Source organism: Amycolatopsis sp. TRM77291 (genome assembly GCF_054166285.1).
In genome coordinates, this window is the sequence record NZ_JBSZHF010000001.1 from 8793305 (window position 1) to 8819886 (window position 26582).

General features: G+C 66.2%; 18 protein-coding genes and 1 pseudogene. 2 read left to right on the forward strand and 17 right to left on the reverse strand.

The window, feature by feature from the left end; all coding sequences use genetic code 11:
* Positions 1 to 89: 89 nt before the first annotated feature.
* From mobF to ACXIZN_RS41365, 3 genes are read right to left on the reverse strand one after another with little or no spacing between them, the layout of a single operon-like run.
* A complete protein-coding gene (gene mobF, locus ACXIZN_RS41355; protein ID WP_457960171.1) occupies positions 90 to 5648 on the reverse strand; it encodes a MobF family relaxase in 5559 nt (1852 codons plus the stop codon).
* Entirely contained in the window at positions 5557 to 5766 is a 210-nt protein-coding gene (locus ACXIZN_RS41360) for a hypothetical protein (RefSeq protein ID WP_457960172.1), read from the reverse strand. Before ACXIZN_RS41360 ends, mobF begins: the two co-directional genes overlap by 92 nt.
* A gap of 59 nt (positions 5767 to 5825) precedes the next feature.
* Entirely contained in the window at positions 5826 to 7148 is a 1323-nt protein-coding gene (locus ACXIZN_RS41365; protein WP_457960173.1) for a hypothetical protein, read from the reverse strand.
* 829 nt (positions 7149 to 7977) lie between these two features.
* Between ACXIZN_RS41365 and ACXIZN_RS41370 the strand changes: the two genes are divergently transcribed.
* Complete coding sequence (locus ACXIZN_RS41370; protein ID WP_457960174.1) at positions 7978 to 8628, forward strand: hypothetical protein; 651 nt, start codon at positions 7978 to 7980, stop codon at positions 8626 to 8628.
* A 91-nt stretch (positions 8629 to 8719) separates the two neighbouring features.
* Here the strand turns inward: ACXIZN_RS41370 and ACXIZN_RS41375 are convergent, their stop codons facing one another.
* The 10 genes from ACXIZN_RS41375 to ACXIZN_RS41420 form a co-directional block, all read right to left on the reverse strand.
* Positions 8720 to 9178 (reverse strand): hypothetical protein, encoded by a 459-nt coding sequence (locus ACXIZN_RS41375; RefSeq protein WP_457960175.1) that lies wholly within the window; start codon positions 9176 to 9178, stop codon positions 8720 to 8722.
* A gap of 88 nt (positions 9179 to 9266) precedes the next feature.
* Complete coding sequence (locus tag ACXIZN_RS41380) at positions 9267 to 10358, reverse strand: DNA-processing protein DprA (protein ID WP_457960176.1); 1092 nt, start codon at positions 10356 to 10358, stop codon at positions 9267 to 9269.
* Positions 10359 to 10452: 94 nt separating this feature from the next.
* Positions 10453 to 11439, reverse strand: a complete 987-nt coding sequence (locus tag ACXIZN_RS41385) for a DUF4192 domain-containing protein (RefSeq protein WP_457960177.1) — start codon at positions 11437 to 11439, stop codon at positions 10453 to 10455.
* Positions 11440 to 12157: 718 nt separating this feature from the next.
* The gene (locus ACXIZN_RS41390; RefSeq protein ID WP_457960178.1) at positions 12158 to 12973 is read right to left on the reverse strand and encodes a hypothetical protein; all 816 of its coding nucleotides are present in this window, start codon (positions 12971 to 12973) and stop codon (positions 12158 to 12160) included.
* On the reverse strand, positions 12967 to 14265 hold the full coding sequence (locus ACXIZN_RS41395; protein ID WP_457960179.1) for a hypothetical protein: 1299 nt from the start codon (positions 14263 to 14265) through the stop codon (positions 12967 to 12969). Before ACXIZN_RS41395 ends, ACXIZN_RS41390 begins: the two co-directional genes overlap by 7 nt.
* 207 nt (positions 14266 to 14472) lie before the next feature.
* Entirely contained in the window at positions 14473 to 15216 is a 744-nt protein-coding gene (locus tag ACXIZN_RS41400; protein ID WP_457960180.1) for a hypothetical protein, read from the reverse strand.
* Positions 15217 to 15304: 88 nt separating this feature from the next.
* The gene (locus ACXIZN_RS41405) at positions 15305 to 15745 is read right to left on the reverse strand and encodes a hypothetical protein (protein ID WP_457960181.1); all 441 of its coding nucleotides are present in this window, start codon (positions 15743 to 15745) and stop codon (positions 15305 to 15307) included.
* A 2-nt stretch (positions 15746 to 15747) separates the two neighbouring features.
* Positions 15748 to 16149 carry a hypothetical protein gene (locus ACXIZN_RS41410; protein WP_457960182.1) on the reverse strand — a complete coding sequence of 134 codons (402 nt, stop codon included), beginning with the start codon at positions 16147 to 16149 and terminating at the stop codon, positions 15748 to 15750.
* A gap of 356 nt (positions 16150 to 16505) precedes the next feature.
* Complete coding sequence (locus tag ACXIZN_RS41415; RefSeq protein WP_457960183.1) at positions 16506 to 17471, reverse strand: bifunctional DNA primase/polymerase; 966 nt, start codon at positions 17469 to 17471, stop codon at positions 16506 to 16508.
* Positions 17468 to 17980: a PP2C family protein-serine/threonine phosphatase gene (locus ACXIZN_RS41420; protein ID WP_457960184.1), complete on the reverse strand. Its 513-nt coding sequence runs from the start codon at positions 17978 to 17980 to the stop codon at positions 17468 to 17470. Before ACXIZN_RS41420 ends, ACXIZN_RS41415 begins: the two co-directional genes overlap by 4 nt.
* Before the next feature lie 96 nt (positions 17981 to 18076).
* Between ACXIZN_RS41420 and ACXIZN_RS41425 the strand changes: the two genes are divergently transcribed.
* On the forward strand, positions 18077 to 18259 hold the full coding sequence (locus tag ACXIZN_RS41425; RefSeq protein WP_457960185.1) for a hypothetical protein: 183 nt from the start codon (positions 18077 to 18079) through the stop codon (positions 18257 to 18259).
* A 260-nt stretch (positions 18260 to 18519) separates the two neighbouring features.
* On the opposite strand, the gene ACXIZN_RS41430 is transcribed toward ACXIZN_RS41425, so the two are convergent.
* The 4 genes and pseudogenes from ACXIZN_RS41430 to ACXIZN_RS41445 all read right to left on the reverse strand — a co-directional run bounded on the left by ACXIZN_RS41430 (position 18520) and on the right by ACXIZN_RS41445 (position 26273).
* Complete coding sequence (locus ACXIZN_RS41430; RefSeq protein ID WP_457960186.1) at positions 18520 to 20421, reverse strand: hypothetical protein; 1902 nt, start codon at positions 20419 to 20421, stop codon at positions 18520 to 18522.
* A 433-nt stretch (positions 20422 to 20854) separates the two neighbouring features.
* A pseudogene (locus ACXIZN_RS41435) lies at positions 20855 to 21616 on the reverse strand (deazapurine DNA modification protein DpdA family protein); the annotation flags it as partial.
* A gap of 1190 nt (positions 21617 to 22806) precedes the next feature.
* Positions 22807 to 25578, reverse strand: coding sequence for a tetratricopeptide repeat protein (locus ACXIZN_RS41440; RefSeq protein WP_457960187.1), 2772 nt, complete (start codon positions 25576 to 25578; stop codon positions 22807 to 22809).
* Between the two features lie 365 nt (positions 25579 to 25943).
* Positions 25944 to 26273 carry a trypco2 family protein gene (locus tag ACXIZN_RS41445; protein WP_457960188.1) on the reverse strand — a complete coding sequence of 110 codons (330 nt, stop codon included), beginning with the start codon at positions 26271 to 26273 and terminating at the stop codon, positions 25944 to 25946.
* Between the last annotated feature and the right edge of the window lie 309 nt (positions 26274 to 26582).

A 26582-nucleotide genomic window follows, 5' to 3' on the forward strand; every position in this document is an offset into this window, starting at 1 on the left:
AAGGGCGCTCGAAGAACGTGCAGGGCGGGCCCGGCGCGCTGAGGGGGAGGGTGCGCACCGGGCCCGCGAGGGTGAGGGTACAGCGGCTGTCAGAAGCCCATGCCGTGTCGTAGGTCCGCGGCCTCGGTGTGAGCCGCGTCCATGTCCTCGTCGTAGTGCTGATCGCGCTCGTCGTCGAGCCTGCCCCGGTCGGCTGCCGATGCGTCGCTGAGCGCGGCTGCCTCGACGCCGTCGAGGGTGTCTCGCGCGGCCTCGACGCTGAGCAACGCGTCGGACTGCTGGTCTTCGGGATCGTGCGGTATGGCCATGATGCTCCTCCATGTGTCAGTGACGGTTTTCCAGGCCTGGGCTCTGGTGCCCGGACGACCGGGTTGAGAGCCCAGGGGCATGTGCGGGTCGTTGCTCGTGACATGGAAGTTCTCGCGGTAGGCGGCGGCGAGACCGATGGCCGCATCCCAGCGCTCGGCCGCGGCTACGTCGCCGGGCCGCTGCCCGATGTGCTCAGCCCACGAGGGACGCTGCCGAAGCACCTGTTCACGGAGTTGGTGGACTCGCTCGGTGATCTCGGCGTTGAGTGCGTCGAGGCGTTCGATCCGGCTGGCGGGTTCGCTGGTGTGGCCGTGGTCGGCGACGGCCTGCCAGGGCAACGGGAGATGGTGGCCATCGCCCGCGTCGAACCGCTTCGCTAGGACGGCGACCAGCGCTTCCCCTATGTCCCGTGGCTCGACGCTGCGGGTGAGCGGGGCGGTCGCAGCGACCTGTTCTGTGGCTTCTGCCAGCGCCGTATCGGCAACCAGGCCGCGGAGTCCGCCGCCGGCCGCGTGCCGCCACACGATGCCCCATCGCTCGTCGTCGACGTCGGCGTCCGGAAGCCGCTCGGCGACGATGGTCCGCCACAGCCGGACCTGTTCGTCGCCCGGGACGCCGATCAGGGCAGGTGGGTCGTGGGCGGCGACATGAGCGGAGACGCGCTTCGCGAGCACGGCCGCTGGGTCATCCGCCCAGCCGAAACCGGTGTTGTCGGTGACGGCGCGGACGAGACGCTCGGCTTGCCAGCCGAGATCCTGAGCTCGAGATAGGGCGGCGAGTGCGGCAGGTTCTGCGCCGGCGTTGATCGCGCCCGGGACGTAGCGGGCGAGGATGTCCAGGTAGCGGTCCTCGTCGCCGTCGCGAGCGTGCATGTCGTACTTACGCACCAGGACGTCCAGCGTCTCGATCACGTAGCTGTTCTCGACGGGCTCGAACTCGGTGACTGCTTCCTCAACCTCGACGGATTCGTCCGCAACCCGAGCGCCTTGGCCAGGAGCGGTGGTGGTCGTTCCCTGGGCCAGGGCATCCCATCGGGAGGTCAACGCGTGCCACGCATGAGCGCGGGCACCGTGGCTGTCGGGCGCGGGGCCAAGCGGCTCGATGGGGTCGGCACTGGTGATTCGGAAGGTTTCGCGGTAGCCCGCGGCGAGGCCTACCAGTTCGTCCCATTCTTCCGCGGTGATCGGGTTGTCGGGACGTGGTCCGAGTTGTGCTGTCCACGGCGGTGGTGTGCGGATGGCGGCGGCACGGAGTTCGTCGACGCGGCCCGCGATTGCGGTGTTCGTCTCGGCGAGATACTGGGCATGCCCGGGGACGTGGCGGACGTGCGCGAAGTCCGGTCGCGCTAGCCACGGCACAGCGGGCCGATGGGCTTCGCCGAGCTCTGCGCGGCGCTCCAGTTCGCTGGTCAGGACCGCGTCCGCATACAGGTGATCGGGCATGGGATCCGGCCCGGACGGGCGGCCAGCGAGGTGGTGTGCGACCAGCGTTACTGCCGCGTCGATGTCGAATCCGGCCGCCAGCGCGCCGGTGGCGCGTTGCCAGACCCGCGTCCACTGAGGCTCTTCGACAGCGACGTGAGGAGCGATCGCGTCGATGATGACGCGCCATCGCGCGATGTCCTCGCTCGCGGCCGGCGCCAGCGGGTGCGGCGGCGACTGTTGTTCGACCCGTGTGGCGATGCGCTTCTGAAGTACCGCGCCCGGGTCATCGACCTTGTGCAGTGGACCACCACGTAACGACTCCCGCACCAGCGGGTCTGGTTGCCAGCCGAGATCGTGCGCGTTGCGCAGTGTCTGGATCAGGGCGGCTTCGCTGTCCAGATCGACGGTCGTCGGCGCATGCCGGGCGAGCACGGCGCGATAGCGGTCGTCGTCGCGATAGGTGGCGGTGTAGTTGTAGCGGAGCACGAGCGTGCCCAGCGAGACCTCGACGTCCTGCGCCTCGCGCAGTGTCTCGGTGGCCGAGACCTCGGCCCCGGAGTGGTTCAGGACGCCGGTCAGCACGGATTCCGGCGTTTGCACCTGCGGGGTCTCTTGATGCTGATCGATCACGTGATGGACCGTGATCACGTACATGAAGTTCTGCAACATCGCGCGGGTGATGCCGGGATAGAACTGCTCTCGGGTCATCGTCGGAGGGACCAGCAGGTGCGCGTTTCCGGTACTGGTCATGCCCTGTACACGGTTCACTGTCGCCGCGTACGCCAATTCGACGTGGGCTTTCACGTAGTTGGAGGGGAGGGTGATCGTCCCCTTGTGAGATCGATGGGTGACCGTGATGCGCCCGTCGCGGTGCACGGATTTCACGGTCCACACGTCGCCGTTCTTCACGAAGTCCTGGCCGCCGTACAGGCTCAGCAGGCGTTGGTTGTGCCGAGTGACGACCCAGTCGCCGACACCGGCGGTCGTGGTGTCGTGCAGGTCGACCTCGCGACCGCGGACGATGGCGCCGCGCCGAAGCCGGACGTCACGCGCTTCGGTGTTCAGCGCGACGGTGTCCTCGTTGGTCGGGACGATCAGCAGCGACTGCACGCCACGGTCGAGGTCAGCCCGCCAGTTGGCGTGCGCGGCGTCGCGCATGGTCTCCAGCGAACCGTCGAAAACCCGGTTGGTCTCGAAGTAGTAGTTGAGTCCCTTCGGGTTGGCGTTGCGGATTTGGAGCGACGCGGCCGCTTGGTCAAGACGGTCCTCGCCTTGGAAACGCACGATCTCCCGGAATCGCACGGCACCGACGTCGTGCGCGATCAGCCGGATCGCGCCACCGGCTTCCACGGCGGCGAGCTGTGCGTCGTCACCGATCAACCGGACATCGGCGCCGCGTCGTAGCGCGTACTTGACGACCGCGTGCAGCGTGTGCGTGCCCGCCATGGCCGCCTCATCGATGATGACCAGATCCCCGGCGGCGATCGGGAACGCGCGCTCGACGAACCCGAACCGTTGCGCCGTGGTCAGCTGGTGCAGCGTGTGTGGCCGGGCGCCGATCGAGGCACCAAGTTCTTGAGCTGCGCGCGCGGACGGGCCGAAGGCGTACACGCGGTGGCCTGTCCGACGCCACGCCGTGGCGAGCACCTTCATAGCGGTGGTCTTCCCGGCGCCGGCCGGAGCCAGCGCCAGCTGCAGACGGCGACCAGAGCGGGCGAACTCGGTCACCATCCGCCGTTGTCCGGCGTTGAGCTTCTGCCCCGCCATCGCCTTGTCGACGGTGTCGGAGCGCAGACGGTGACCGCCGCGGCGACGGGCCCAGGCGACCAGGTCTGCCTCGGCGGCGAGCGTGGCGGTGGTGGTGTAGCGCGGTGACCGATGCTCGACGAAGACCGATTCGCCGTCCCGGCGGCGCAACGACATCGGTTCCGAGACCGCGACAGGTCCGGTCAGCGCGAGAGTGTCCGGCTCTGCCAGCACCGCGGCGACCACGTCGTCGACGAGCTGTTCACGCGTCGCGGTCGGCACCGTGAGATGCGCGGACTGCCGGTGCGCCTCGGCAGCGAGGTTCCACCACGAGAAGTGGCTGTAGTGGTCGGAGACGACCTGGCGGGTGACCCGGGCTAGCCTCGCGACGTCGACCGGCGACGATTCCTTGGTGCCGGTCAGGAACACTCGTCGCCCGAGGACGTCCAGGATGCTCGGCGGAACGATGGTGATCGCGTGTTCGCGCCAGACGCGCAGGTGCTCCGCCAGTGTCCGGGGAGGCTGCTTCCCGGGGCGATTGTCGTACTGCGCGGCCCGGTCGATCGCGAAGATCTCTTTCGGTTTCGGTTCGCGGCCGTGGGCTTTGGTGAACTCCACGATCCGCTTCGCGCGCGCCGCTTCGAATTGCTTGTGTCGCTGAGAGAACGCCTTCACCAGCGACACAGGGATTCCGGCGAGCTGCCACACTGGCCGGGTCATGTCGACGCCGTGCGCGCCGCGCTGCGTCCAGGACGCGCCCTGTTCGCGGAACAGGTCGCGCACGCGGCTGTCGAAGTACTCGCTCGCGGTGACGGTGGCCGCCAGGATGGTGCGACCATCCAGCGCTGTCCACTCGCCGTCGTCGCTGCGCTGTACCTTTGAGGAGATCAGCGCATGGATGTGCAGGTGCGGGTCCGAAGCGCGGGAATCCCAATGCTCGAACAGCGCGGCGGTGATGCCGTTGACGTCCACCTGCGCCTCGCCCAGGTTGCCCCGGCGCGTGAACGCCGCGTGGCGCTCCACATAGGACAGCGTGTCGCGGGCCGCCTGACGCACGATGGCGACGATCAGATCGCGCTCGATGGGCTTGGCGTTGGCCCAGGCGAGGGACACCGATTTGTCTGGCGCGAACACCATCTCGTATCCGGACACCGCGCTCTTCAAGCTGCGCTTCTGTTCAGCGAGCCACTTCTGAAGCTCCTTCTCATCCTCGGGGTCGGCGCCATCGTGCGCCTTCGTATACGCGGCAGTCTGAACGGCGTGACGTAGCTCGACGCGCTTCGCCGCGGGAATCGGTGCCCCAACGGGACGACCGTTCTCGTGGTTGTAGTCCTTGTAGGCCTGCGAGACCTGGCTTCGCATGTGGTCAAGCTCGGAGTACTGCGGGAACCGGCGGCCCAGCCGGGTCGCCCGCAGCGCCTCTTCCGCTGTGGCCCCATCGGCGATCTTCTCGTTCTCGATGGCATCGGCGTGCGGATGCCGGCCCTCGCCGAACAGCGCGTTCATCTGCGCAGCAGTGACTTCGCCGGACAGTCCTAATCGGTCTGCTCCGGCGCCGAACCATTCGCCTGCCGGGTAACCACGGGAGAGGTAGTAATCACTCAACAGCTCGCCGGACTCGAGCTCCCGGTCGCGATCGGCGCACGCGACCGAGTTCGTGAGGTACTCATGACCACCAGGGCTCAGCTTGCGTAAGCCCATCACCACCTTCGAGCGTACGCGCGAAATCCGAGGATGCCCACCCGGTTCAGATGATCTGCAAGACGTGCTGTGTGCGGTAGGGGGCCTGCTGGGTGGTGAGGTGGTGGCGGTGGGGGTGTGGTCGGCGGTGGCGGGGCGGAGTGGTGGTGTAGTGCGGAGGTGGCGTGCGGTAGGTGAGCGGGCTGGTAGGTGAGTGGGCGTGGTCGGTGAGCGGGGCCACGTCGCGCGCTGGCCGCGCGGCGGGTTTGCCTCGGCGCCGCCTGCCGGAGTGAAGCGTAGGCCGGTGGCGCCGAGGCAAACCCTGGTGACCAACACAAATAAGCGGCCCCCGTCAGCCTGTGGCTGACGGGGGCCGCTTAGCGTCGTTGCTGGTGGTCTACTGCTGGGTGAGGTGGGCGGCTTCGCGTCGGATGGTGTCGGCGGTGACCACTTCGGACACCTGTCCCTGGACGGTGGACCACTGGCCATGTCGGGTGAGTAGTTCGCGGAGATAGGTGGCGACTGCTGCGGGCTCTTTGGTCGGGATGTGCTCGGCGTCGGTGAGCTGCTGGTCTATGTCGGCAAGTACTTCGGTAAGTGAACGCACGGGTTCGGCTCCTGCCGGGTGGGGCCTGGCACCCGTGCGGATGCCAGGCCGTTCGGGGGTCAGGCTGCGGCGAGTGCTGGCGCGGTGCGCGGGCGGGCCTGGAGGCTGCGCAGGACGTCCACCGCGTCGAGTCCGTACAGGGTGTCAATGATCGCGTTGCCGGGGTTCGGGCGCTGGGCGGCGATCGCGACTTCACACCGAATGACGTCGAGCGGAACGCGGTCCCGGTCCTGGCATTCCTGGCATCGGTCGTCGTTGCTGTCGAGGGTGTGCGTCTCGCGGGTGGGGCGTTCGAGATTGCACGCTGAACACTGGGCGTTCGGCCGGATGGGACGCAACGCCATGCGGTCGTAATCGTGATCGGTCACGCGGTGGCCGGTGAGGTCGTCGACTCCGTCCCGGCTGTCGTCAAGGTCGCGTGCCCGCTGCCGTTCTTCCTCGTACCGGTCGGCGGTGCCTTCGTTCTTGCGGACCACTCCGGCGCTCGGGATCGCGCGCACAACGGCGCGGTAGTGCTCGTCGTACTGCTGTTCCAATTCGCCGACAACGGTCTTTGCCTGTGCGCGTTGTTCGGCGGCCTGCCGCTTCCGTTTGGTCGCCTTGGCTTCCGGCGGTGCTGGGGCTGAGGTGGTGTGCTGCTCGGGCGCTGGGCGCTCGGCTGCTTCGGCGTCGCGTCGGCAGTTCTCGGAACAGTAGTTCATGTCTTCGGGCAATTGGCCGTCACAGTTGCCGCACCGGTGCGCCTCGTCGGGCGTCTGGGCTTCGATCCGTGCGTGTCGCTTGGCGGCGCGGGCGCGCGCGATCTCCGCGCGTGCCTTGCTGGCGTACACGCACGCCATGAACAGCGTCCGGTTCTGCTCGTCAAGCTTCGGCCACACCCGGTAGCCGGTTTGGATGGCCTCGACTACTGCGGGGTGGTCCGCGCTCGGGTTCGACAGCAGGGCGGAGCACGCCATGTACGCCTCACGGTGTGCGCCTTGGGTTACGGCGTTGAGCCAGCGCAACGCGGTTGCGGCGTCTTTGACGCGTGGCGGAGTCGCGCGCAGCATGACGGTAATGTCATTCGGCTCCGTCGCCGTGATCGCGTTCCGGGAATCTGTCGAGTAGACGCACGCGCTGTAGAGCTTCCGCTCTAGCTCGCCGTAGCTGTCCCACTCGGCGTGTGCGGTGCGCACTCCGGCCAGAATGTCGGCGCTGATCTGGGCGTTTGTCTTGAGTGCTGCGGCGCACGCGGTGAGGATGGCGGGCGGTTGCTCGGAGCTGCTGACGAAGATGCGTTGTAGCTCGGTCAGCGCGGAACGGACGCGCGGAGGTTGGGACTGCAACGCGGTGACGATTTTTTCCACGCTCGCGCGGTGTGTTTCATGAATGGTCGAAACCATGATGAGTGATCCTTAACTGTGTTTTTTGTGGCGCTCGGGCTTGGCGTCCCGATTGCCTTACATGATCGATGCTAGTCGGTGTTTTCGCAGGTCACAAGGCTAACGCGGGTTTCTCGGGTACTCTTTTTCGGTGAATTATTGGAACGTTTTTCGGTGACTATCAGTAGGTTGTGGCTCGAATATTGGCCCCGTTTGGGTCGGGTTTGTGTCCGTGTTTCTGCTGGTGGATTTGCCGTGTTTCGGTAGAGGTGACCGGGTGCTGAGTGGGTGGTGGGTGGCCCCGGCGCACCTGGGGGCAGGCCTCCGGCCTGCCCCTTAATGCCTGTCCAAGGGAGCAAGGGGACCCGAATACAAGGGTGGGGCCTCAAGATGTTTTTTGACCACGCTTTTCGGTCAAAAAACATCTTGGGGTGCCCTTGTATTTGGGGCAGCGACCGGCACAATGCCGGGGCCACCCACCACCCGCGGACGGGACATCCGAAGTGAACCGAGCCACCGTCAGATGCCGACCGCGCGGCCGGATGCTGGCCGGACCAGAAAGCTGGTCGGCTCATCCCGCTGGAGCAGCGACGGCTATCCTGGCCTGAGCGCTCCGTAGGCTGACTGTGCCTTTTGGCGGAGCGTCAGCGGGTCTGCCGCGGCCTTGGCGGACCACCGCATGCGGTGGGAGCCCTCCGGGGCTGTCGCGGTGGTCCCGCGCCCGACGTGACGAGGAGCGTCCGCGCAGAACTCGCCACGACTGTGCCCGCTCCGCGTCGTCGTCGCGCCGATGGTCGTGACGGTAACCTCGGACTCATGACCGCAGCCCTCCCCAGCGGGGAGGTTCGGCATGGCCGAGAACACGGCGAGGCCACGGCGGCGGCGATCCACGGCGGCGCTGGAGCGTCTGGAGTCGGCACGCCGGCGACGCGTGGAACAACTGGAACGCGACCGGGCCAACGAGCGCCGTATCGACGAGGCACTGGGGCCGTTCGCGGAAGCGGCGGCCGCGGTGGAGAGCATCGAACGCAAGCGGGACGGCCGGATCTCCGCGCTGGAGGAGCAGCTGGACCGCAGGCTCGCTGAGCTGGACCGGCAGAAAGAAGTCAAGACCGGCGAACACCATCGACGGTGCGACGAAGTCCGCGCGGACGCGGAGATGGAGATCGCCGAATGGCGTCGGGTAATGAGCGCCTCGGTGCGGCAGATCCGCGCGGCCGAGGTGACGCTCAACGCGACAGCGACGCTGCTGGGCCTGCCAGTCAAAGCCGTTACAGCTCTTCTGCGCGATAGCGCCGACGACGAAGCGGAGGCGACGGCTCTGACGAGCACGGCCCCGGAGAGGAGTTCCGGACGAGTGGGTGCGTCCGGCGTAGACGGTGGGACGCCGGTGAACGCTGCTGGTCCGGCCAGCGAACTACTGGATCGGTCAGTGCCCGATCTGGGTGGCAAGGGAGTCGGCCCTGACGGGCATACCGCCGACCAGGAGATGTCGGACTAGCGATGGATGTGTGGATGCCGCCGGTGGCGGGGCCACGGTGTCAGGGGTGGTGGTCAGCACTTCCAGGTGCGCCACCACCCCTGACTGTCGGTCAGGCGACTGTGGTGTGCTGTCGCGCGCGGCTCTGGGCGGCGCGGCGGGCGGCCTGTTCGAGCGTGCGCCGCTTGCGCCAGCGGTAGTGGACGGCGATTGCGGCGAGCCCGCAGCCGAGGATGAACCCGATCGCCCACCGGCTTGGCTCGGGGCCGCTGGTGAGCTCCTCGATGCGGCCGATGAAGAAAAATCCGGGCATCGTGATCAGCCCGGCGATGACGAAGCGCCGGTAGCGGTGGGTCATTCTCGGGCGGATCGTGTTGCGGGTGCCGTAGGCGACCAGGATTCCGGCGAGCGCGCCGAGGACGAGCGCGCCGGGCAGGGCTGCCAGCAGGGCCGGATTGGTGAAGACGGCCGCGAGCATGGCGGCGTAGCCCAGGGGGACCACGCCGCAGAACACTCCGGCGCCGGCGGCGAGGGTCAGGCCCGAGAACGTGATCCCGTAGCGTGTGCTCATCAACCGAGCGTAAAGCACCCGGAGCACGCTTGAGGGTGATCTTCCGGCCGGTACGCGCCGAGTTGAACGCGTAGTTCGGTCTTGCCGGTCAGGCACGGTGTGCTTCATAGCGAGCCCATCGTCTGGGGGGCGGCAGCGCTTCGACCGGATATTCGCCGGGGCGGAGCCACAGTTCATTCCAGCCGTCGACGGGGCCGCGTCCAGCGTGACGCAGCAGGTACACGGCGAGGTAGCCGAGCGCCCGGCGGTCCGAGGGGAGAGTGAAGTCGGGATCGGGTTCGAGCTGGCGCCACAGCCGTCGTGGATTGTCCGGGATCGAACCGGTGGCCACGAAGCCGTAGGACTCGTCGTCGCCGCCGGAGTAGAAGCGAGCGGCGATCGTGCGAACGAAAGCGTCGCTGGCTCGGTCCTCGAGGCCGGTCGGCGATTCGATGGCAGTGCGCAGGGCGGCTTGGATCAGGCTGGCGTCGTCCATGCGGGCCCTCCGGGGCGGTGAGAAGGGGATGACACGAGGCGAGACCGGTGGGCCAGCCGGTACGGCTGGCCCACCGGCCTCCGGGGCGGGTCGTGGGCCGCCNATGGAGCGCAACAGGGTCTCGTGCGCCATCGGGTACACGACGTCGACTCCGCAGGCGAGCACGGCGATCGTCGTACCGTCCGCACTCAGCGCGCCCCGGTGGGCCGCGCCGTCGATGCCGTACGCCGCCCCCGAGAACACCGGGATCCCCCGGCTCGCCAGGTGGTAGCCCACCTCGGCTGCGTTGTGCTCGCCATAGCTGGTTGCCGCGCGGGCACCGACGATCGCGATCGCCTGGTCCACGGCCTCGTCGAGCCTCGCGGGGCCGCGTACCCATAGCGCCAGCGGCGGAGTCAAACGGGCGTTGTCACGGCCGGAGGCGGTCACGACGGACCGCAGGGAACTAGTCGGCCATTCGTCGTCCTCAGGTGTGACGAGCCTGGCCTCGGTGGCCGCGGCCCGCTCCAGGTCGCGCTCGGCGTCGTCGTAGTCCCGGCGTCCGTTGGTCTCCTCGAGCACAGCCAGCGGACATTCCGCGCGCTTGACTCGTTCGGCAGCCTCGACCACGCCGTACTCTGTGACGAACTCGACCAAGGCCGGGGCCGGAGGTTCGGCGACACGCAGCAGGTACGCCCGCGCGATCTGGCCATCTTCGAAGGTCATTGCACACCTTTCTGGCTATAGGGCGGGAGGTCACTGCTGCGCTGGAGGTGTCGTCTTGGGCGCTGTGAGGTGGGAGCGTGCCTCGACGGCACCATCACCGATCACTGATTTCAGCTGGTGCGGCGGCGGCTGGACTTCGACGATGTGCCGGAGGAGTGTGAGCAGTGGCAGACGCGCGGTGCCAGCGTCGGCGGCGAATCTGGCGGTGGGGCCGCCGTCGAGAACATAGGCGTGGAGGCCGGCCACCGCGGCGAGGTGGCTCGCGCATGGTTCGGGAGCGAATCGCCAGAGGTAGGTCGTGAGCGCGATGCATCCACGCAGATGACCGGTCGAACTGGCGCTGAACATTGGCGCTGCGGAAGGGCTCGACGCTGAAGGTGGCGATCAGGTCGGAGATCTCACGATCTTGTACCGGCAGGTCGCCGTTCACGGCCGCTGTGATCGCGGAGTCTGCGCGGTCGAGTCGATCACTTGCGGCATCCGGCAGTGCTCGATCGGCCCGGGCCTGCGCAACCGCGGATTGGACTTGCGGCTCCAGCCGCGCCCTGTCTTCAGGTGGGGCAGGGGTGAACACAGCGGCGAGTTCATCGCGAGAGCGCGCTGTCACGAACCCTTCGGAGACCATTGTGGCGGCGACGGCGGTGGTGCAGGGATCAGGCAGCACGCCTGTTCGCTCACTGGACAGGTAGGAGTGCCACGGGGCGCCTTCGATGAAATCGGGGATATGACCGACTTCGCTGACGCGGAAGCCGAGCTGCTCGATCGCGCGCGTGAGCGCGAGTATCTCCGTTCGATAGGGCAGGGGCGAGTCTGGGGCCGGAGAGTTCGGGCAGACGACGAGGCCGATGGCGGCATGTACCGGAAGATCCATCGCGCGGCGAGTGAGTGCATGCGCGAGCGCGGCGGGATCGCGGCCGAGTTGATCGAGGTCAACCCTAGCGACCAGTCGACTGCGGATGGTTCGATCCGGACCGTTGCAGAAAAAGATAAGCACAAATGACCTGTGCGGTACGTATCCGAGTAAGGGCGGGATCGCTGCGAACACATCGCTCGTCGAGGCCAACCTGACTGTACGGGGCATGGAACGGTCCTTCCAGGACAAGGTAAGGCGGTGAACGGGTCTCGCCGTCACCGCAGCGGTATGTCAGCGGTTCGCGCGACCGACACCGGAGTGCGCTGGCTCTCCTGCCGGGCGGCTGTCGTTTCCATGTTCAGATAGGACGTATTCGCCGTGGTGTCGTGAGCAGGTAGGAGGCAGCGGGGTTGCCGTAGAGCGTGGTCACGTCGTAGCGACTGAGCCAGACTGCGAACCATTTCTCGGCGGCGGAACCGAGCCTGGTGGCGGAGTCAGCTCCGGCGACCATGTGAGGATCCAAGGCGCGCGGACTGGACCTGTAGTGGTCGAGACGTCCTGCGACCATGGGGCACGCGGAGGATGTGTAGGCCGCACACACAGGGTGCAGTGCGGGTTCAGTGCTCGCGCGCAGGGGCAGGTCGGACTCGCGAAGAAGGAGAACGAGAGGCCGTGTGAGAGCACGGCCGCAGACTCCGCACAGCCGGTACCGGATCGCCCGCAGGGTCAGGTCCGCGCTGACGGTGCCGAAAAGATAGCGGCCGCTGGCGGACTGAGGTGTGGTCCAGGGGACCACGAGGCCGGCGTGAAGGGGGCGGTGAGCTAGCGCGGCAGGCCTCGGGGGCAGATTGGCACTGTCGCCATAGGACGGTGGCATGACTATCTTCCCCGCTTTCCAGGCCAGTGAAACAGCCTCGGAAAGCGTAGAGATCAGTTACCGGCGTGGTCAGATGGTGACGTACCCGTCAGGGAGCGGACAGGGGCACAGGCGAATATCTGAGCCGCATTCACCGCATCGAACCGCCAAAAGCAGGCGGTAGCAGCCACGGCCGCAGTCGTTCGCGTCGGCCCCGCAGACAGGACAGAAGTTGCAGGCGAGGCAGACGCCGTCCTCGGGATCGAGGGCGTCGGCGACACCGCAGTATGCGCAGCCTTCATCAAGGCCCCACCAAGCGGCATACTCTGACGATCGGTAGGAGCGGTGGTACGTGAAGTCGTGGTTGGAATACCAGCTGCCGTCGCTCCATAGTCCAGTGTGCTCGTTGAATATGTAGCTGTTCCTGCGATAGCGGGTATTGGTGGTGAGAATGACGACCTTGTTGGACGGGCCGAGCCAGTGTTCGATGAGTTTGCGAGTGCCGGGCCGGTCGAATGAGGAGAACCGCTTGCTGGGGAAGATGTCGTCCGCAGCGATGCGCGTGTCCGAGCGGCTGTCGCCCTTGCCGGGTTGCGCTGTGGTGGGAAGAACTCCGTTGTGGGCCAGAACCGTCTGTGGATCCGCCCCTACGGGGAACGGGTGAGTGTTGGACTCGGAGATTGAGCCGTGAGTGGCGAATCGGCTATGGAACAGTGCTGGGCCTTCACGATGGAGGCGCCGGAGGCTGGCGAACTCGTCGATGACAGTCGACGCACGCATGCCGCGGCCGGAAATGATGTGCGTGTCAGCGACGATCGCGTAGCCGTGGCCATGGTCGTTGACAGTCGCTCCGTTGCGGAGAGCGTCGATGTCGGGCTGAATCCCTCCGGGAAGGTACGTCAGCATGCACACGCGAGGCTCCCCAGTTCGTGGGTCAGCGGAGAGTACTTCTGTTGTGTGAGTAGCCATTGCGTGAAACTGTCCCAGTTCCAGGCCTCGCGATACGTGAGGTCGGCGATGGTCAGATCGCGCGTGTAGCTGACGGAGGCGTCCGCGAACGCGAGCGCGGCCTGGACCTGCCCCGGATCGAGACTGGAGGCGAAGATGCGCAGTTCGAGTGTGTCTTTCGGCTGCGCGTTGATCGCGAGATCTCGGCGTGACCAACGCTCTCCCTTGCAAGTTTCTTTGACTTTGAAGCGCTCGTCGGTGTCGAACTCGGCGTAGCCGGAGCGGCGCCTGGCGAGTGCCTGGACATCAGAGTCGTTGCGGTAGATGAACTTCATCCATCGATACACGTGGCAAGGGCCCGCGAAGGCCGCGCGGCTGATGTGGACGTGCATGCCGATGCCGTCTCCGGTGCAGCCTTTGGTGCCCAGGTCGTGGAGAAGCCCCCAGGGAAAGGACTCAAGGGCCCACCGGTAGGACATCGGGTGTGTCACGAGTTCGAAGCCGTAGGGGATGGATCCGTCCGCCTTGAGGTAGCCGAGGCCGCCCAGTGTGTCGGTCGCGCGGTCGACGCAGTCTGAGAGCGCGCCGCGAGGGACGTTGATCTCCAGTTCCAAGCCGAGGTAGCGTGGGCCGATGCCGTGAAAGAACGGGTCCGGTTTGTAGCAGTAGTCGTGAATTGCGTCGCGCCCGGCGGCGTCAGTGTGATAGTTGCAGTGTGAACCCTGGTTGATGAGTGTGTCGCAGGACAGGCATTCGTAATAGTCCCGGTTGAGGGCACAGGAACGGCAGTAACGCTCCGTGGCGTTGTTGTCGTCGGTAGCTGTGCTGTATTCATCGAACAGATTGCATTCATTGCACAACTGGTAGTAGTCCACGCAGCGGAAACACAGCTCGCGCTCGTCGGTTGCGAGCGACGCGGTCTCGTCGGTGCGGAGAGTGCGGCAGTGGTCACAGGTGAACTCGGGCGGCCGCAAGGCGGAGTGAACGCTGCACATGTCGCCATGGTCGATGAGCGTCGGGCACTCATCGCAGGGATAGAGGTCGAGGGAGTTGGTGCACACGGCACACAGATCGCCGTGGTCGTCCGATGGCAACGCGGCAGCGGTTGGCAGGTCGCAATAGTCGCACGGCGGCATGGCTTCGACACACGAGGCGCAAGCCTGTTGCCCGGCGGCGGTGAGCTGTGTCTCGGTGGTGGGACTGCTGCAAAGTCCGCATGGCAGGGGGTGGAGATCGACGGTGATCGTCAATGTTCTTCCCTTCAATCAGACGAAAAACGCCCTCGCGGGACGAGTCCGCGAGGGCAGGCGTGAGTGGTGCAAGAGACGTTGGCGTGTGAAATGTGGTTGCCGCGCGCCAGTTATGCGGGCATAACGACTTCGTGCCGGCCGCACGCGGCTAGCTGCGGTCCGATCGGTATTCGCGATCTGTGGGAGAGCCCGAACTTTCGGCCGGCCCTATGCGGTTTCCCACACCCAACCTCGCCATCCGATGGCGTACCGACCGTCGGCACCGGGTTCGACGCGGTCGGGACGGTACCCCTCTAGGGCGGCGGCATTGCTCTCGACGACAATGAGGGTGTCACCTTCCCAATACGTGCGGCTGTACGCGTCATCGAGTGTCAAATGGGCGTAGTTCAGCCAAGCGGCGACGATCTTCGCGATCTCCGGCCGGAAGTACGGTACTGCGGCCTGGTTCCAGGGTTCGTCGTCCACGATCGCGGGGAACGCGACTTTAGCGTTCGCGAGCGTGACGAGGACCTCTCCCGGTGCGGGACGCAGATGCGACGGCTTGTGGAGCTTTCGGTGGATTGACTTGGTCACCGCGGCGGTCGCCGTCGGGACGGACAGCTGCAGGAACCAGGTCGTGTCGCCGTGGAGTCCGTAGAGGCCGTTCTCGTCCGGCCAGACTTTGAGCGCGCGCTCCCACCGAGTTCCTGTCGTGTGGAGTGTGAGGACCTGGTCGTTCGGGCGGTTGTAGTCGCAGGGACCCAGTTGCAGCTGCATTCCTAGCGCGGGATTGTCGAGCATCCAGCGCTGTATGGCTGGGAGGACTTCGGCGCGTAGGTGCACGCGAGCGCCGAAGCGTGAGCTCCTCAGCGGGGTGTCGTCGATGAGGGCGGGGAAGCCGGGGTGGTCATCGGGATCGACACCTTCGGTGACGAATTCGATGTAGTGTTCTCCGGGAAGTGCTTGCAGCATCGTGTTCTCCAGGAGTTCGCGGACGAATGCCTGAGTGCAGTAAATGTGGTGATCGGTTGTGCTGAACCGGTTCGTGCCGGGAGCCGTGTCAGGTATCGAGGCCGGTGTTGAGTGCTTCGCGAGCGAGTTGAGCGATCGTCCTCGGCAGAGGGCGCGTGGTGCTCACGCGCCAGGCGGGAATCAGTCCGTTGATAGCGACGGACCATCGACCGCAGGACGTGGCATTGTGTGCGGACTCGCTGCGATAGATGACGATCAGGTCGTTCCCGCGCTGCGATCGCGCTCGTGCGGTGATTCTCAACTCGATGAAGGCGCGGCTTCGCTGGTGAGTGAGTTCTTGATAGAGCAGTGAAATCGGTTCCGCTCGGAGTTCGTGGCACAGCTCGCTGAGGATTCCTCGGGCGACTGCCCATGCGGCGGGGTCAGCGACGTTCCATTCACGCGGGATGTTGCTGTCGACGGAAGCCGATAGGTTGTAGTGCGGGCAAAAGCTGAGAGGTGCGGGTCCGCTGTTGTTGTGTTCGCTCATGGTCAGGCTGTCCTCGCTTTGAGGACTTCGGCGAGCGCTTTGGTCAGTAGTGAGCGGGCTTCGTGGCGGAGCATCGTCTGTGTGGCTGGCCGGTAGTGGTCGAGGCCGCCGTAGAGCGGTCCGCACGCGGAGAGCACGGCGGCCTCGGTGCACTGTCCGGTCACGGTGAGATCGGGGTAGGCGGCGTCGACGACGCGGAAGGCGTCGGTAATTCCGTGAATGTGCACGGACCGGTGGACTTGAGCGATCAGTGCGGCCTTGAAGGCAGTGGTGAGTTGGGGAGGTTCTTTGACTTGAGGGGAAAAGCGGCTGAGCGGGACCGCGTTCAGTTCAGCGATGATCAGGCGGCAAGCCCGTTCGAACGCGTCGTCGTCCGCTGCGCCTGCGAGTGTCGCTGTGGTCACGATCGATCCTCCGGTGTCGGTGCGGGTGAACACCGCCCGGCAGCACACCTGGCCCCGGGCGCGCGTCGGGATCCCAACCGCGAGGTCGGCGGGATGTGGGGCGCCCGGGGCCAGGTGTGCTTTGATGCGGCTATGTCACCCGCGCGGCGTCGGAGGAACAGCCGCTCTCCAGATTTTGCTGTTGACCCGGCTGTGGAGTGCCGGCGGTCCTGCTGCTCCTAACCGTCCATGTGGATGGGTTCGTAGGTTCCCGCAGGACATGGGCTGGGTTGTGTGGGTGACGCGTGCGCAGAGTTGCCGCACGACGCCATTGGGCGTGATAGAGGCTTGCGGCCGAGGTCAGTCCCGGGTGGGAGTCAGTGGTGCGTGGTGTAGGGGCGGTCGCTGAGTACGCGGCGGGTGCGGCGGCCTTTGGCGATGCCATCGCGGATGGTGGTGGTGAGTTCGTCCCAGCTGAAGTCGGCGACGCCGAGGTGGTGGCGGGCTGCTTCGGTGAGGTGGTGGGTGATCGCGGGCTCGGTGATCCAGCCGTTGGCGAGGAGTTCACCGAGCGCGGCCGCTGCGGCGTAGAGGGCGATGTGGCGCTGTCCCTCTTCAGCGGTCGCGACGTTGCGCGACTCGGCGGCGACGGCGGCGTTGACGTAGGCGACCACTCGCCTGCTGGTTGTCGGGTGCAGCGGTGCGGATAGCGGACGCGGCGGTGGCGGCGGTGGTGTGAGTGCCGCGACGAGCCAGTCGGGCAGTTCGGCGATGGGCAGATCGCGGACGATGACGTAGGGGACCCCGGTGCTGCCGATGGAGCCGGGAGCAGTGACCGCCGCCCCGGGGCCGCGGGTGTCGGCACGCCAGCCGAGGCCGCGTCCGCGGTCACCGATCGTGCTCCTGAGCGTGGTGCCCGGCGGGCGACGGAAATACCAGTGCACACCGCCGCGTGGAGTGGCGACCACGAGGGTGTCGGTGGGAATGCGTTCGCGGGCGCGTGCGGCGAGCAGAGCGATGACGTCGGAACCGTGTGCGACGCCGAGGTTCGCCCAGGAGGCGGGGACTGGCCCGTGCGCCGCGTCGAGGTCGAGCACCAGCAGGCCGGAGGGGCCGCAGGCGATCCCGACGTTGCTGTCGGGGAAACGGCCCCACCAGCGGTTGACCGTTTCGGGGTCCAGTGTCGCGCGCTGTTCCCACCGTTTGATGGCCGGTCGTTTGCTCCTCGGTGCTTGAGGAAAGACCCGCCAGCCGCGTCGGATGGCGTCCAGCGCGGAGTCGTGAAGGGACGTGATGGTGGGAACTACGGTAAGGCCTGGGGTTGACGCGGATACCGCGGTCACGGGTAGATGTCCTGTGGTGCGGGGTCGATGACCATGGCTGTGGCGTTGCCGGTGCCGCCGAAGTACTTGGCGGCGAGGGTGAGTCGGTGCGCGCAGGCACGTGGATCAGTGAAGGTCCGCGCTGCGCGGGTGATGGAACGCAGCGGGACCGGTTGGTGGACGCCGTCGGTCGTGAGGATGAGTCGCGCGCGCGGCGAGTAGGTGGTGGTGTGTCCAATGGTCGTGACGGAGGCGGTGGCGACCGAGCTGGTAACGATGTGATCGGCTCGGCGCGCGACGGACTCGAGCTCTTCAGGCCGTCCCTGGTAGGAGGCGGCCAGGGCAGTGCGCAGTTCCTGACCTCGAGTGTGGTCGACGGTCAGCTGTATGCACTGGTCTGTTTCGGCGCGGTACTCGTAGGCGCGGCAGTCACCGACCCAGGCCACGTCCCAGCCAGTTCCTTCCGCGCTTGGCATGGGCGAGGCGACAACCATGACGGTGTCCTCTTCGTCGGACAGGCCGGCGAGCATGACTGTAGCGGAGAGGAGACCGGCGATGGCGCCGCAGCGGGCTGCGACTCGTGCGGCGGCCGCCGCTGCCGTTGACGCAGCCTCGGTGGCTAGCGGATGATCACCGATTCCATCGGCTACCGCCCAGGCGTGGTCTTCGCTGTCGAGGGAGACATCCACTGCGATCGCATCGGCTTGGTGGCGACGGCTGTTGATGCGGGATGCCCAGCCGGGATAGAAAGCGTTGGTGTTGGCGGTGCGGCGGTGCCGCCGAGCCAGGACGCGGGCGTCGTGCAGTGATTCGGCACAATCGGTCCAGCCGCAACGGCAGACCGCGTGCGCCCAGCGGGGGCCTGCCGGTAGCTCGGTGTGCGGCCAATGCGGATGATGGTGAGCGGGGAACACGGACGTCGGATGGGCCTGCGTTGGCGACGTTGTTCGAAGGATGTGCATCAACGACTCCGTTCTACGGATTGGCGGAATTTGTACACCTGGCCCACGTTGAGCCACGCCAAGCGGGGTGTGGACGCGACGTGCGCCCACACCCCGCGGAAATGCCGTTAAGCGACGACCTCGTTGCCTGTGGCCTCCGAGTCCTCCGTGGAGGAGTCCACAGAGGAATCGGGGACGCTGCGAGAGAGTTCGATGGTCGACGGGTCGAAATCCTCGTCGTCGGAGTCGTCGTCTTCGATTGTGTGATCGTCGTCGCCACCGGCGGGGCCGGCGGACTCGGAATTCTCGCCATCGTCGGCGGCCTCGGACGCCGGGTCGGGTCCGAGCTTCTCCGCGATGACGTCTTCCACACGCTGGGGCTCCAGCACCCTGGATTCGATCGAGGAGGGTTCGTAGCCCCAGCCCACCAGTGCACTCAGGTATTCCTGGTTCTCCGGATACGGTGTGCGCCACGCGTCGCGATGCAGATCTTCTTCCATCGCGCACAGGGTGAGGAACACGTCGAAGCGAGTTGCCTTCGCGGTGCTCGCCGTTTTGATGCGCTCGGCCAGCGACCTTTGACCGGTCTCCGAGGTTTTCAGCAACTTGTTCGCCAGCAGGTGCTTGCGTTCCATCGTGCGGCGCAGAGCTCGGCCGCCTTTCAGCTTCTGCGTCGCGAGGAACACTTGGGCTCCCTTGGGAACCGTGGACTTGGCGACGAACGCCGCGAGCCACTCGCGCCGCTTCTCACCGGAGCTGTCCCACTCCTGGTTGCTGTCCCGAACCCAGCGGTGCTTGATCGAGTTGGCGCGCCGCTGCCACTCGGCGGCGGCGTGGGCCTTGTGGGCCGCCTCGAAGGCCGCCGCGGCAGACTCGTCCGGATCGTCGTCTTCCTCGTCGTCGGTGGCGTACGGGGTGAAGTCGGAACGGCCGGCGGGAGCGTTCGACAGGGCATGATCGTGTTCCAGGAAGTCGGCGCAGCCGTACTCCGCGGTCATGACGGTGTGCCCGTCCTGATAGTCCTCGTGCAGCCAGGCGGCGTGTCCCGGGCAGCTGCTGTGCTCCGCGACGGTGATCGTGCTGCCGGGCTCGCTGTCAGGGGTCTGGCGCAGACGGTCCAGCGACCGCGCCGGCCCGGTGTCGGCGTCGATCGTGTCGTCGAGAATCGTGACGCCCGCGTCGGTCAGTTCCCGGGTGAGCTGCTCGGTCAGGGCCTGCAAGCGCTCGGCTTCGGCGTGCTTGCGGCGCTGGACGTCGGCGAAGACCCGGAAGTTGTTCGGTTCGGCGACGGCGAGCCGGATGAGTTCCTTCGCCGTGGCGAGGTCTCCCCGGCCGTCGAACTCAGCGACGACGGCGGCCTGGTCGAGCGTCAGGTCGTACCGGTCGGTCGCGGCGCGTGCCAGGTCACTGGCACCGGCCTGGAGGACGTTCTCCACGTATTTCTTGCCGCCCTTGCCGCGGCCGAGTTTCCGGGCGATCTGGGTGGGCTGGAGGTCGAACGCTGCCAGCTGCTGGAAGGCGTTGTACCGGTCGCCGAGGGTCAGTCCCTCCCGGAGGTCGTTCTCGTTGAGCTGACCGACGATCCGCTCGATGGTGGCCGTGCGCTCGTCATCGGACGGCGGCGCCTGCATCCAGACGGGCACGTCACACTTCGCTTTGCGGGCGTTGAGCACGCGACGCTGGCCCATCGTGATCGTCACGGTGCCGTCATCGGCGCGATAGCCCTTGACAGGCATGTGAACGCCCCACTGCTTCATGTCCTGCACCGTCGTGGGATCGGTGTTGGCGTTCTGGGTCCGGACGTTGACACCGATGACGACCTCGGCCGGATCACACCTGACGATGGTGTCGTACTCGGCTTCCCACTCCGCGCGTCGCGCACGCAGCTCGGTGTCCTCCAGGGCCTCGGCGGAGGTGGACTTATCGGCGTCGCCGGGGTCGCCGGTGCGGGAATCGTCGGAAGTGTCCAGGGGCTCGATGATCTGGCTGTTGTCGTCGCGCTGGGCCGGGATTTCCACAGTGCTGGTCACTGAGGCTCCTTCACAGAAATCGGCCGGTGGCCGCTCGCGGCGGCCACCGGTCCTCCGCCCGCGTGGATCTGACCTCATCCGTCTTGATGAGTCTCGGAACGCGGGTGTCCCGGTCGGGACGCACTCGATCCAGCGGTGCCGCCTGCGACGGGAGGAAGCCCGCCTCTCCGCGACAGGTGTGCTTCGTCGCTGAGCACGGGCTTCCTCCCGTGCCAGGCGCCGCTAGAGTGCGGCGTTCCGACCGGGAGCCGGCGTGCCGGACACATCGGCCCGGCCCGCTTGCTTCTCGTTCTTGCTGGTCGCCACCGTGGGCGACCTGTTCCCGACCTTCGTGCGCGTGGCACTAGCCGGGCGGCGCACTGGTGCGTCGAGGCGCCCGGCAGCGGTGCTTTCCGGGCAGCAGGCCGCTCAGAGACGGGTGTGGAGGCGCTGGTCAGTTGCCTGCGGTAGCTCGACGACTTCGAGAACGGCCAGGCTCGCAGCTGTGGTCGGTCGGCTCTAAGATCGTCTGGATCTTCTGGTACCAATCCAGCGCAAAGCGGAGACAGTTGGACTCCGTGCGGTGGCTTGGACCGCATCCGGGGACGTAGCGGCCGCGTCGGCTCCACGCCATCGAGTCCGAGCTGGTGAGTGCACCGGCGTACTGGTTGAGCCCGGCGGTCTTGATGCCGAAGCCGTGCAATTTGAGTCGGCGCGCCGCAAAGGTACGCACGATGTGTTCGACGTCGGCACTGCTCTGGCGGCGGCACACCGAACCGATCCCCACGAGCGGCTCGGCGGCCAGCGCGATCCCGGCACATTCGTAGAGGTCGGCACATCGTTGGTAGTCCGACGAGGTCCAGCCTTGCAGCGTGGGAAGCCAGGGGACATCGGGTGCCAATTCGCGGAGCCGGACGAAGTTGCGCACCGTGCGACGCTGGTGGTCGTGGACGGTCAGGCCGGTCCGCTGGAGGATGTGCGGCTCGCACATCCAGTCTTGGGCCGCGGCCCAGTTGAGGTTGCCGATCTCGTCGGCGTAGCGGCGGACAGCCCGAATGTAGCCCTTCTCGTCGGCTTGCCAGCGCCCGTGGAGTTGCAGCTCGGTGAATCCGCCGGAGTCGAGTGCCCATTCGGTGACGGCTCGGGGCAGCGTGCGGCGGTGGCCAAGCCGACGGTGTGACACCAGCAGCGGGATCTCCGGTAAGCGCGTGAGCCAGACGGGCTGGTACGCGCTTTAGTGAGCGCGCGACATGTCCAGCGGATTCGTGTCGCTGCGAACCCGCGTACTGGCCTGCAGCGAGCTCCACTGGTGTTCGGCGCCGAGTGTCGCGAATGGAACGTCCCATGTGTGATGGAGGTCACGCAGTCTTCGTGGTCGTCGGGGGCGAGGACTTTGGTGCAGTCGGCAGTGCGGTGGTTGGGGTTGTCGGTCGGATGCGCCCGCGTTTCTCGGCGACAACCGACCGCACGCGGTTCGGTACGGAGGCTTGTGATCGTGGGTCTGGTCTGATCGGTCCCGATTCCCGCTTGCTAGCCCAGCGCACACCCCCCTTCCTTGATCCACGCCGCCACCCTTGGCTGTAGCGAAAGCACAGGTCCACGTGGTGCCGTTGCCACCTGTTGCGAGATCACCACATTGCCAGTCGGTGGGCCATTAGCGGCAGCTGGTCCGCCGACAGACGTTATTCCAGGGTCTATCGTGGAGGCCGATCACGACGACGGTCTTTGAACGCACGCTCATGCCGGTGAGCGGATTTCGATCTGGTCGACGGTTAAGGTCGACTGATGGGCTGCCGACAACTTTGACCGTGTGGGCAGCGCGAGGGTGAAGCGACGGAAGGCGGAACTCGCCTTCGCGACGTCGCTGAACGCGCTGGTTTCAAGACTGGATTACTGGCTACACGCCGATGACGACGGTATTCTCTCGCTCCTGGTGGCCCTTGATTCGTCGAGGGCCACGCCGTTCTCGCGACACTCTGCGCCCTGCCGCGGCTGCCGCGGCATCTGCGTTGGCTGGAGTCCGTCATGCGTCAACTGGGACGACAGGGTACAGGCCGAGGAGGCTTTGATCGACCTGTCGGAGCCTGGCGGTCTGGTTTGCCCGCCGAACGGGTAATCGGTCGAGGATCTGGCCCGCCGCGCTGCGCAATGGTTCGCCATGCGGAAGAAGAGACGGTGGGCCGACGACCCCGGTTCGTGAGCAGCGCTCTGTCGTCACCACTCCTGCGGTGCCCCCTCGCACCGATTGTGACGCTGTCGCATCCACAAGAGAGAAATGCTCCATTGTGATCGCGAGCCCATTACGGATACTCTGCTTCAACCTGCCGGTGCGATCGTCGCGGAATGTGTTGGGACAGCTGTCCGATCCTTCGCTCATTCCGGACCACCTGATGACCGCGGTAGAACCTAAAGGTTGTTCAGCCAGTCAACAACGCGGAGGGATTCCTCAAGTTTTTTCTGGTGCGCTGCTGGGCGCTGCCTGGCCAACCGGCGCCGGATGTCGACAGCCTCGCCGATCGCGATCAACCCCTCTGCGCGCCGGTCCAACGCACCTAACACAAGCGAGAGGCTGTGTAAACTGCTGCCGAGACCGGGCGGAGAATTATCCGAGCGTTGGTCGGCCAACCTGCGCTGGATATCGACCGCTTCGCTGATCGCAGTCAATGCCTCCTCGTTCCGCCCTAGAGCACACAGTCGGTTTGAAAGATCGATCAGGCCGTAGGCCAGGTCGCGCAGGAAGGTGTCGGGGCGCTTCTCGGCTAACTGGCGGTTGATGTCAATGGCTTCGTTGATCGCGGGCAGCGCCTCATCGATCCGCCCTACATCGCTTAGCCGTTTCGAGAAGTTTTTCAAACCCTCGGCGAGGTCAGTCAAGAAAGTGTCCGGGCGCTGTTCTGTCAACCGACGGTACATCTCAACGGCTTCGCTGCTCGCAGCCAGCGCCTCGTCAAGCCGACCCAAGTGGCCCAAGTCAATCGAGAGGTTATCCAACGTTAGGGCGAGGTCGGGCAGGAATGTGTCCGGGCGTTCCTTGGTCAACTGCCGGTACAGCTCGACTGCTTCCCGGCGCACGGTCAGCACTTCCTCGTGTCGATTCACATCACTCAGTCGATTTGAAAGGTGGTTCAAACTGTCGGCTAGGTCGGGCTGGAAAGTGTCCGGGCACTGTTCCGCTAAGTGGCGTTGGATGGTGACGGCTTCTCTGCTCGCGTATACCCCTTCCTTTCGATGCCCCGCGCCACCCAAGTGAATCGAGAGGTTGATCAAACTGTTGGCGAGGTTAGTCAAGAAGGTTTCCGGGCGCTTTTCCGCCAACTGCCGGTACAGCTCAACGGCTTCACTGCTTGCAGTCAGCGACTCCTCGCGGCGTCCAATATTTCGCAGCCTGATTGAGAGGTTATTCAAACTTTTGGCAAGGTGGTTGCCGTCTTGATGAGAATCCCCGACGAGCGCTTGCCTGTATTTGCCGACCAGCGTTTGTTCGATGCTGACCGCAGTATCTGCAAGCATTTCGGTCCGCTGTGGTAGCGCGTCGGATAGGCGCTGTAGAATGGTGATGTTAGCGGCTGGATCCTTCGCTAGTTGGTCGAGTGCTCGTAGCAGGGGGCGAGGCTGCTCGATTCGGGGGGCCGCGCGCAGCGCCGACACTAGCAATGCGGGATGGCGCAGGCACAACGCAGTAATCATGTCACCGACCCGAGAGTCCAGCGTGCTATGTGCTGCGGCTCGGGTGGCCACTGTCAGCAGCTGTTCCGCCTCTGGTTCGGTAGCCTGTGCGGCAACGACTTCGACGATGCACGGTCTGGTGGTGTCCAGAAGCAGACGTCCTATTAGCCGTTCCGCGAGCCGGTCTGGTGCTAGTCCCGCAAATCCGCCCTTCTCTCCTCCGGGGTAGAGGTGTAGCAGCCACCCGCGCACCGCGTCCCGGCGATCGAGGGGAAGGTCGGCGACGGCGGGCACCCGTGCCAGGACCCCGGTGAGCTCGTCGGTATTAGTTGGACCGAGTAAAGTTACAGCGGCAACCACGTCCGCGAGTGTTGCCAGACCCACGCCAAGTTGGTGGGCCTGGGCGGTGACGGCCCAATAGCCGCGTTCATGATCGAGTAACCGGTCTTCCGGCCCCTGTTTCCGAGGTTCATCGGCCGGTCCAGTCGTGGGGGCGGCATTGTCGAGCAGGTCAGCCAACGCGGTCATTTGGACGGCCAGCACAGTCTGTCCGCCCGTGTTCGGCGCAGGCCTGCTGGCCAGAGTGGCTGCCGTGGCTTCCCATGAGCTGTGTTCGTGGCTGGAGGCACGGCTCAGCGCGGCGGCGAAAGCCGTCACTGCGGCCCGATAGCTGTCCTGCATGTTGGTAGCGGGGTCATCCAGCACTGGCAACGGCACTACCCGGGCCGCGTCGATCAGGTCCCGCACCGTGTCACCCGCAGCGGCCAGGGTATCGGTCCACCAGGCACCGGCGGTGCGGGCGAGCAACAGTAGCTTCACTGGCGCCGAACTGTCCCGCCGGGCCAGGACGTCGGCGATCGCGGCGAGCTGGGTTGTACGGCTCTCGGCGTAGTCAACCACTACCAGCGCTGGAACGCGCACGTCCGCCAGGACCGGCAACTGCTCCGCCGGGATGCGCGGGTCGAGCCATAGGGTTGTCCAACCTTCCCGGGTGAGGTATTCGTCGAACTGGTGGGCTAGACGGGTCTTGCCCTGTCCAGCCTGCCCGTGTAGTAGCCATACCCCCACGCCCGGCATCCGCACCCAGTCGCAGAGATCGACGAGCAGGTCTTCCCTGCCATGGAAGGGGACCACCGCGCGCCGCGCCGGCAGCAAGCCCGCCGGAGATAGTGCAGGCCTGCCGGTCAGTGCCCTGGTCTGCGCGTCGGCCAGTGGCCACAACTCGATCGCTGCACACCTGGGCTCCGTGGCGTCGGTGTGTGCATGGATGGTGGCGACGAAGCTCGGGTTGCGCAGCAATAGCGACACCGGCACCGCCTCAAGCGCCGCGTGGCTTCGGTCGGCCGGGTCGGTGGTGACAACGCCGGCGAGTAGGCCGTCGCAGAGCATTGCCGCGCCCGACATCCCACCCCATGGCGAGGTACCCTCAGGCGGAAAGCTTGTCAGTTTCATTACATAGCGGTTGCCGACCAGCCGGTCACCGGGATTGAGAGTCCCCGACAGCTGCTCCACGTCGATCGGCCGGTCCGGTCGCTGTACGAGGTTCGGTAGGCCCCAGCTCTCACACGCGATCCCTGGGCGATGCGTGACCGAACGCCCCCACACGACCACGCCGGCCGGTAGCGGCTCCCAGCCAGGGTCGTCTACCACTACCAGCGCCGCGTCATCCTCACCGCCCGGGGTGCCGCACCATGCCACGGTGGCAGTGAACATACCCGCCCTTCCTGGCCGGAACACCGTCACCGACGCACCGGCCTCGACCACGACGTGCGCGGAGGTCAGCAACAACCGGGGCGCCACCACGTACCCCGACCCCGGGCCACCCGGTCCGGTGACTGCGCCGACCCTCTCCCACACCACCCCTCACGCCCCTGTTTTCAACGTTCGCTGATTCCGGTCACGTCACCCGGACCAGCCCGCCGACCTTCATCACCCGTGACCAGCAGATCACCACCACCGGGCTGGCGCGGGTTGAGTGTCATCTTCACCTTGTGAGTCCGCCCCAGCGCCACCCCACCTTCGCCATCGGCGGAGACCACCCACGCCTTGAACCCGGTTTTCATCTTCGCGTCCCGGCGCAACTCCACCGCGAACTCCAACTCGATCGGTCCAACCACGAACTCCACCCCGGCACCAACACCCTGCGCCGCCGCCAGCAACAGCTCATCCCGCACCGACGCGACCGCATCCGCCAACTCAATCTCCATTGCTACACAGTCGCACCGCATATCAACCGCTGCAACCACGCCATCCGGCAGACACGGCCCGCCAGAGCCGAGCATTCGCTCATACCCCCACGTTGCCAGGCGCGGGGTTACAGACAGCGGTTGAAGTGGAACCGGTTATCGCGCTGGCGATTGGCGAGGGCTGCATTCTCGAACCCTCAATGGGGTCCAGCAACGGGCAAGCGGCGTGTGGAGCGTCCGGTGCGAAGCGGAGGGCGCACGACCTGGAGGCACGTCGAGTAGCGGCCCGACTTGATCACGGGGAACGCCATGGTGCGGTCGAAACTCAGC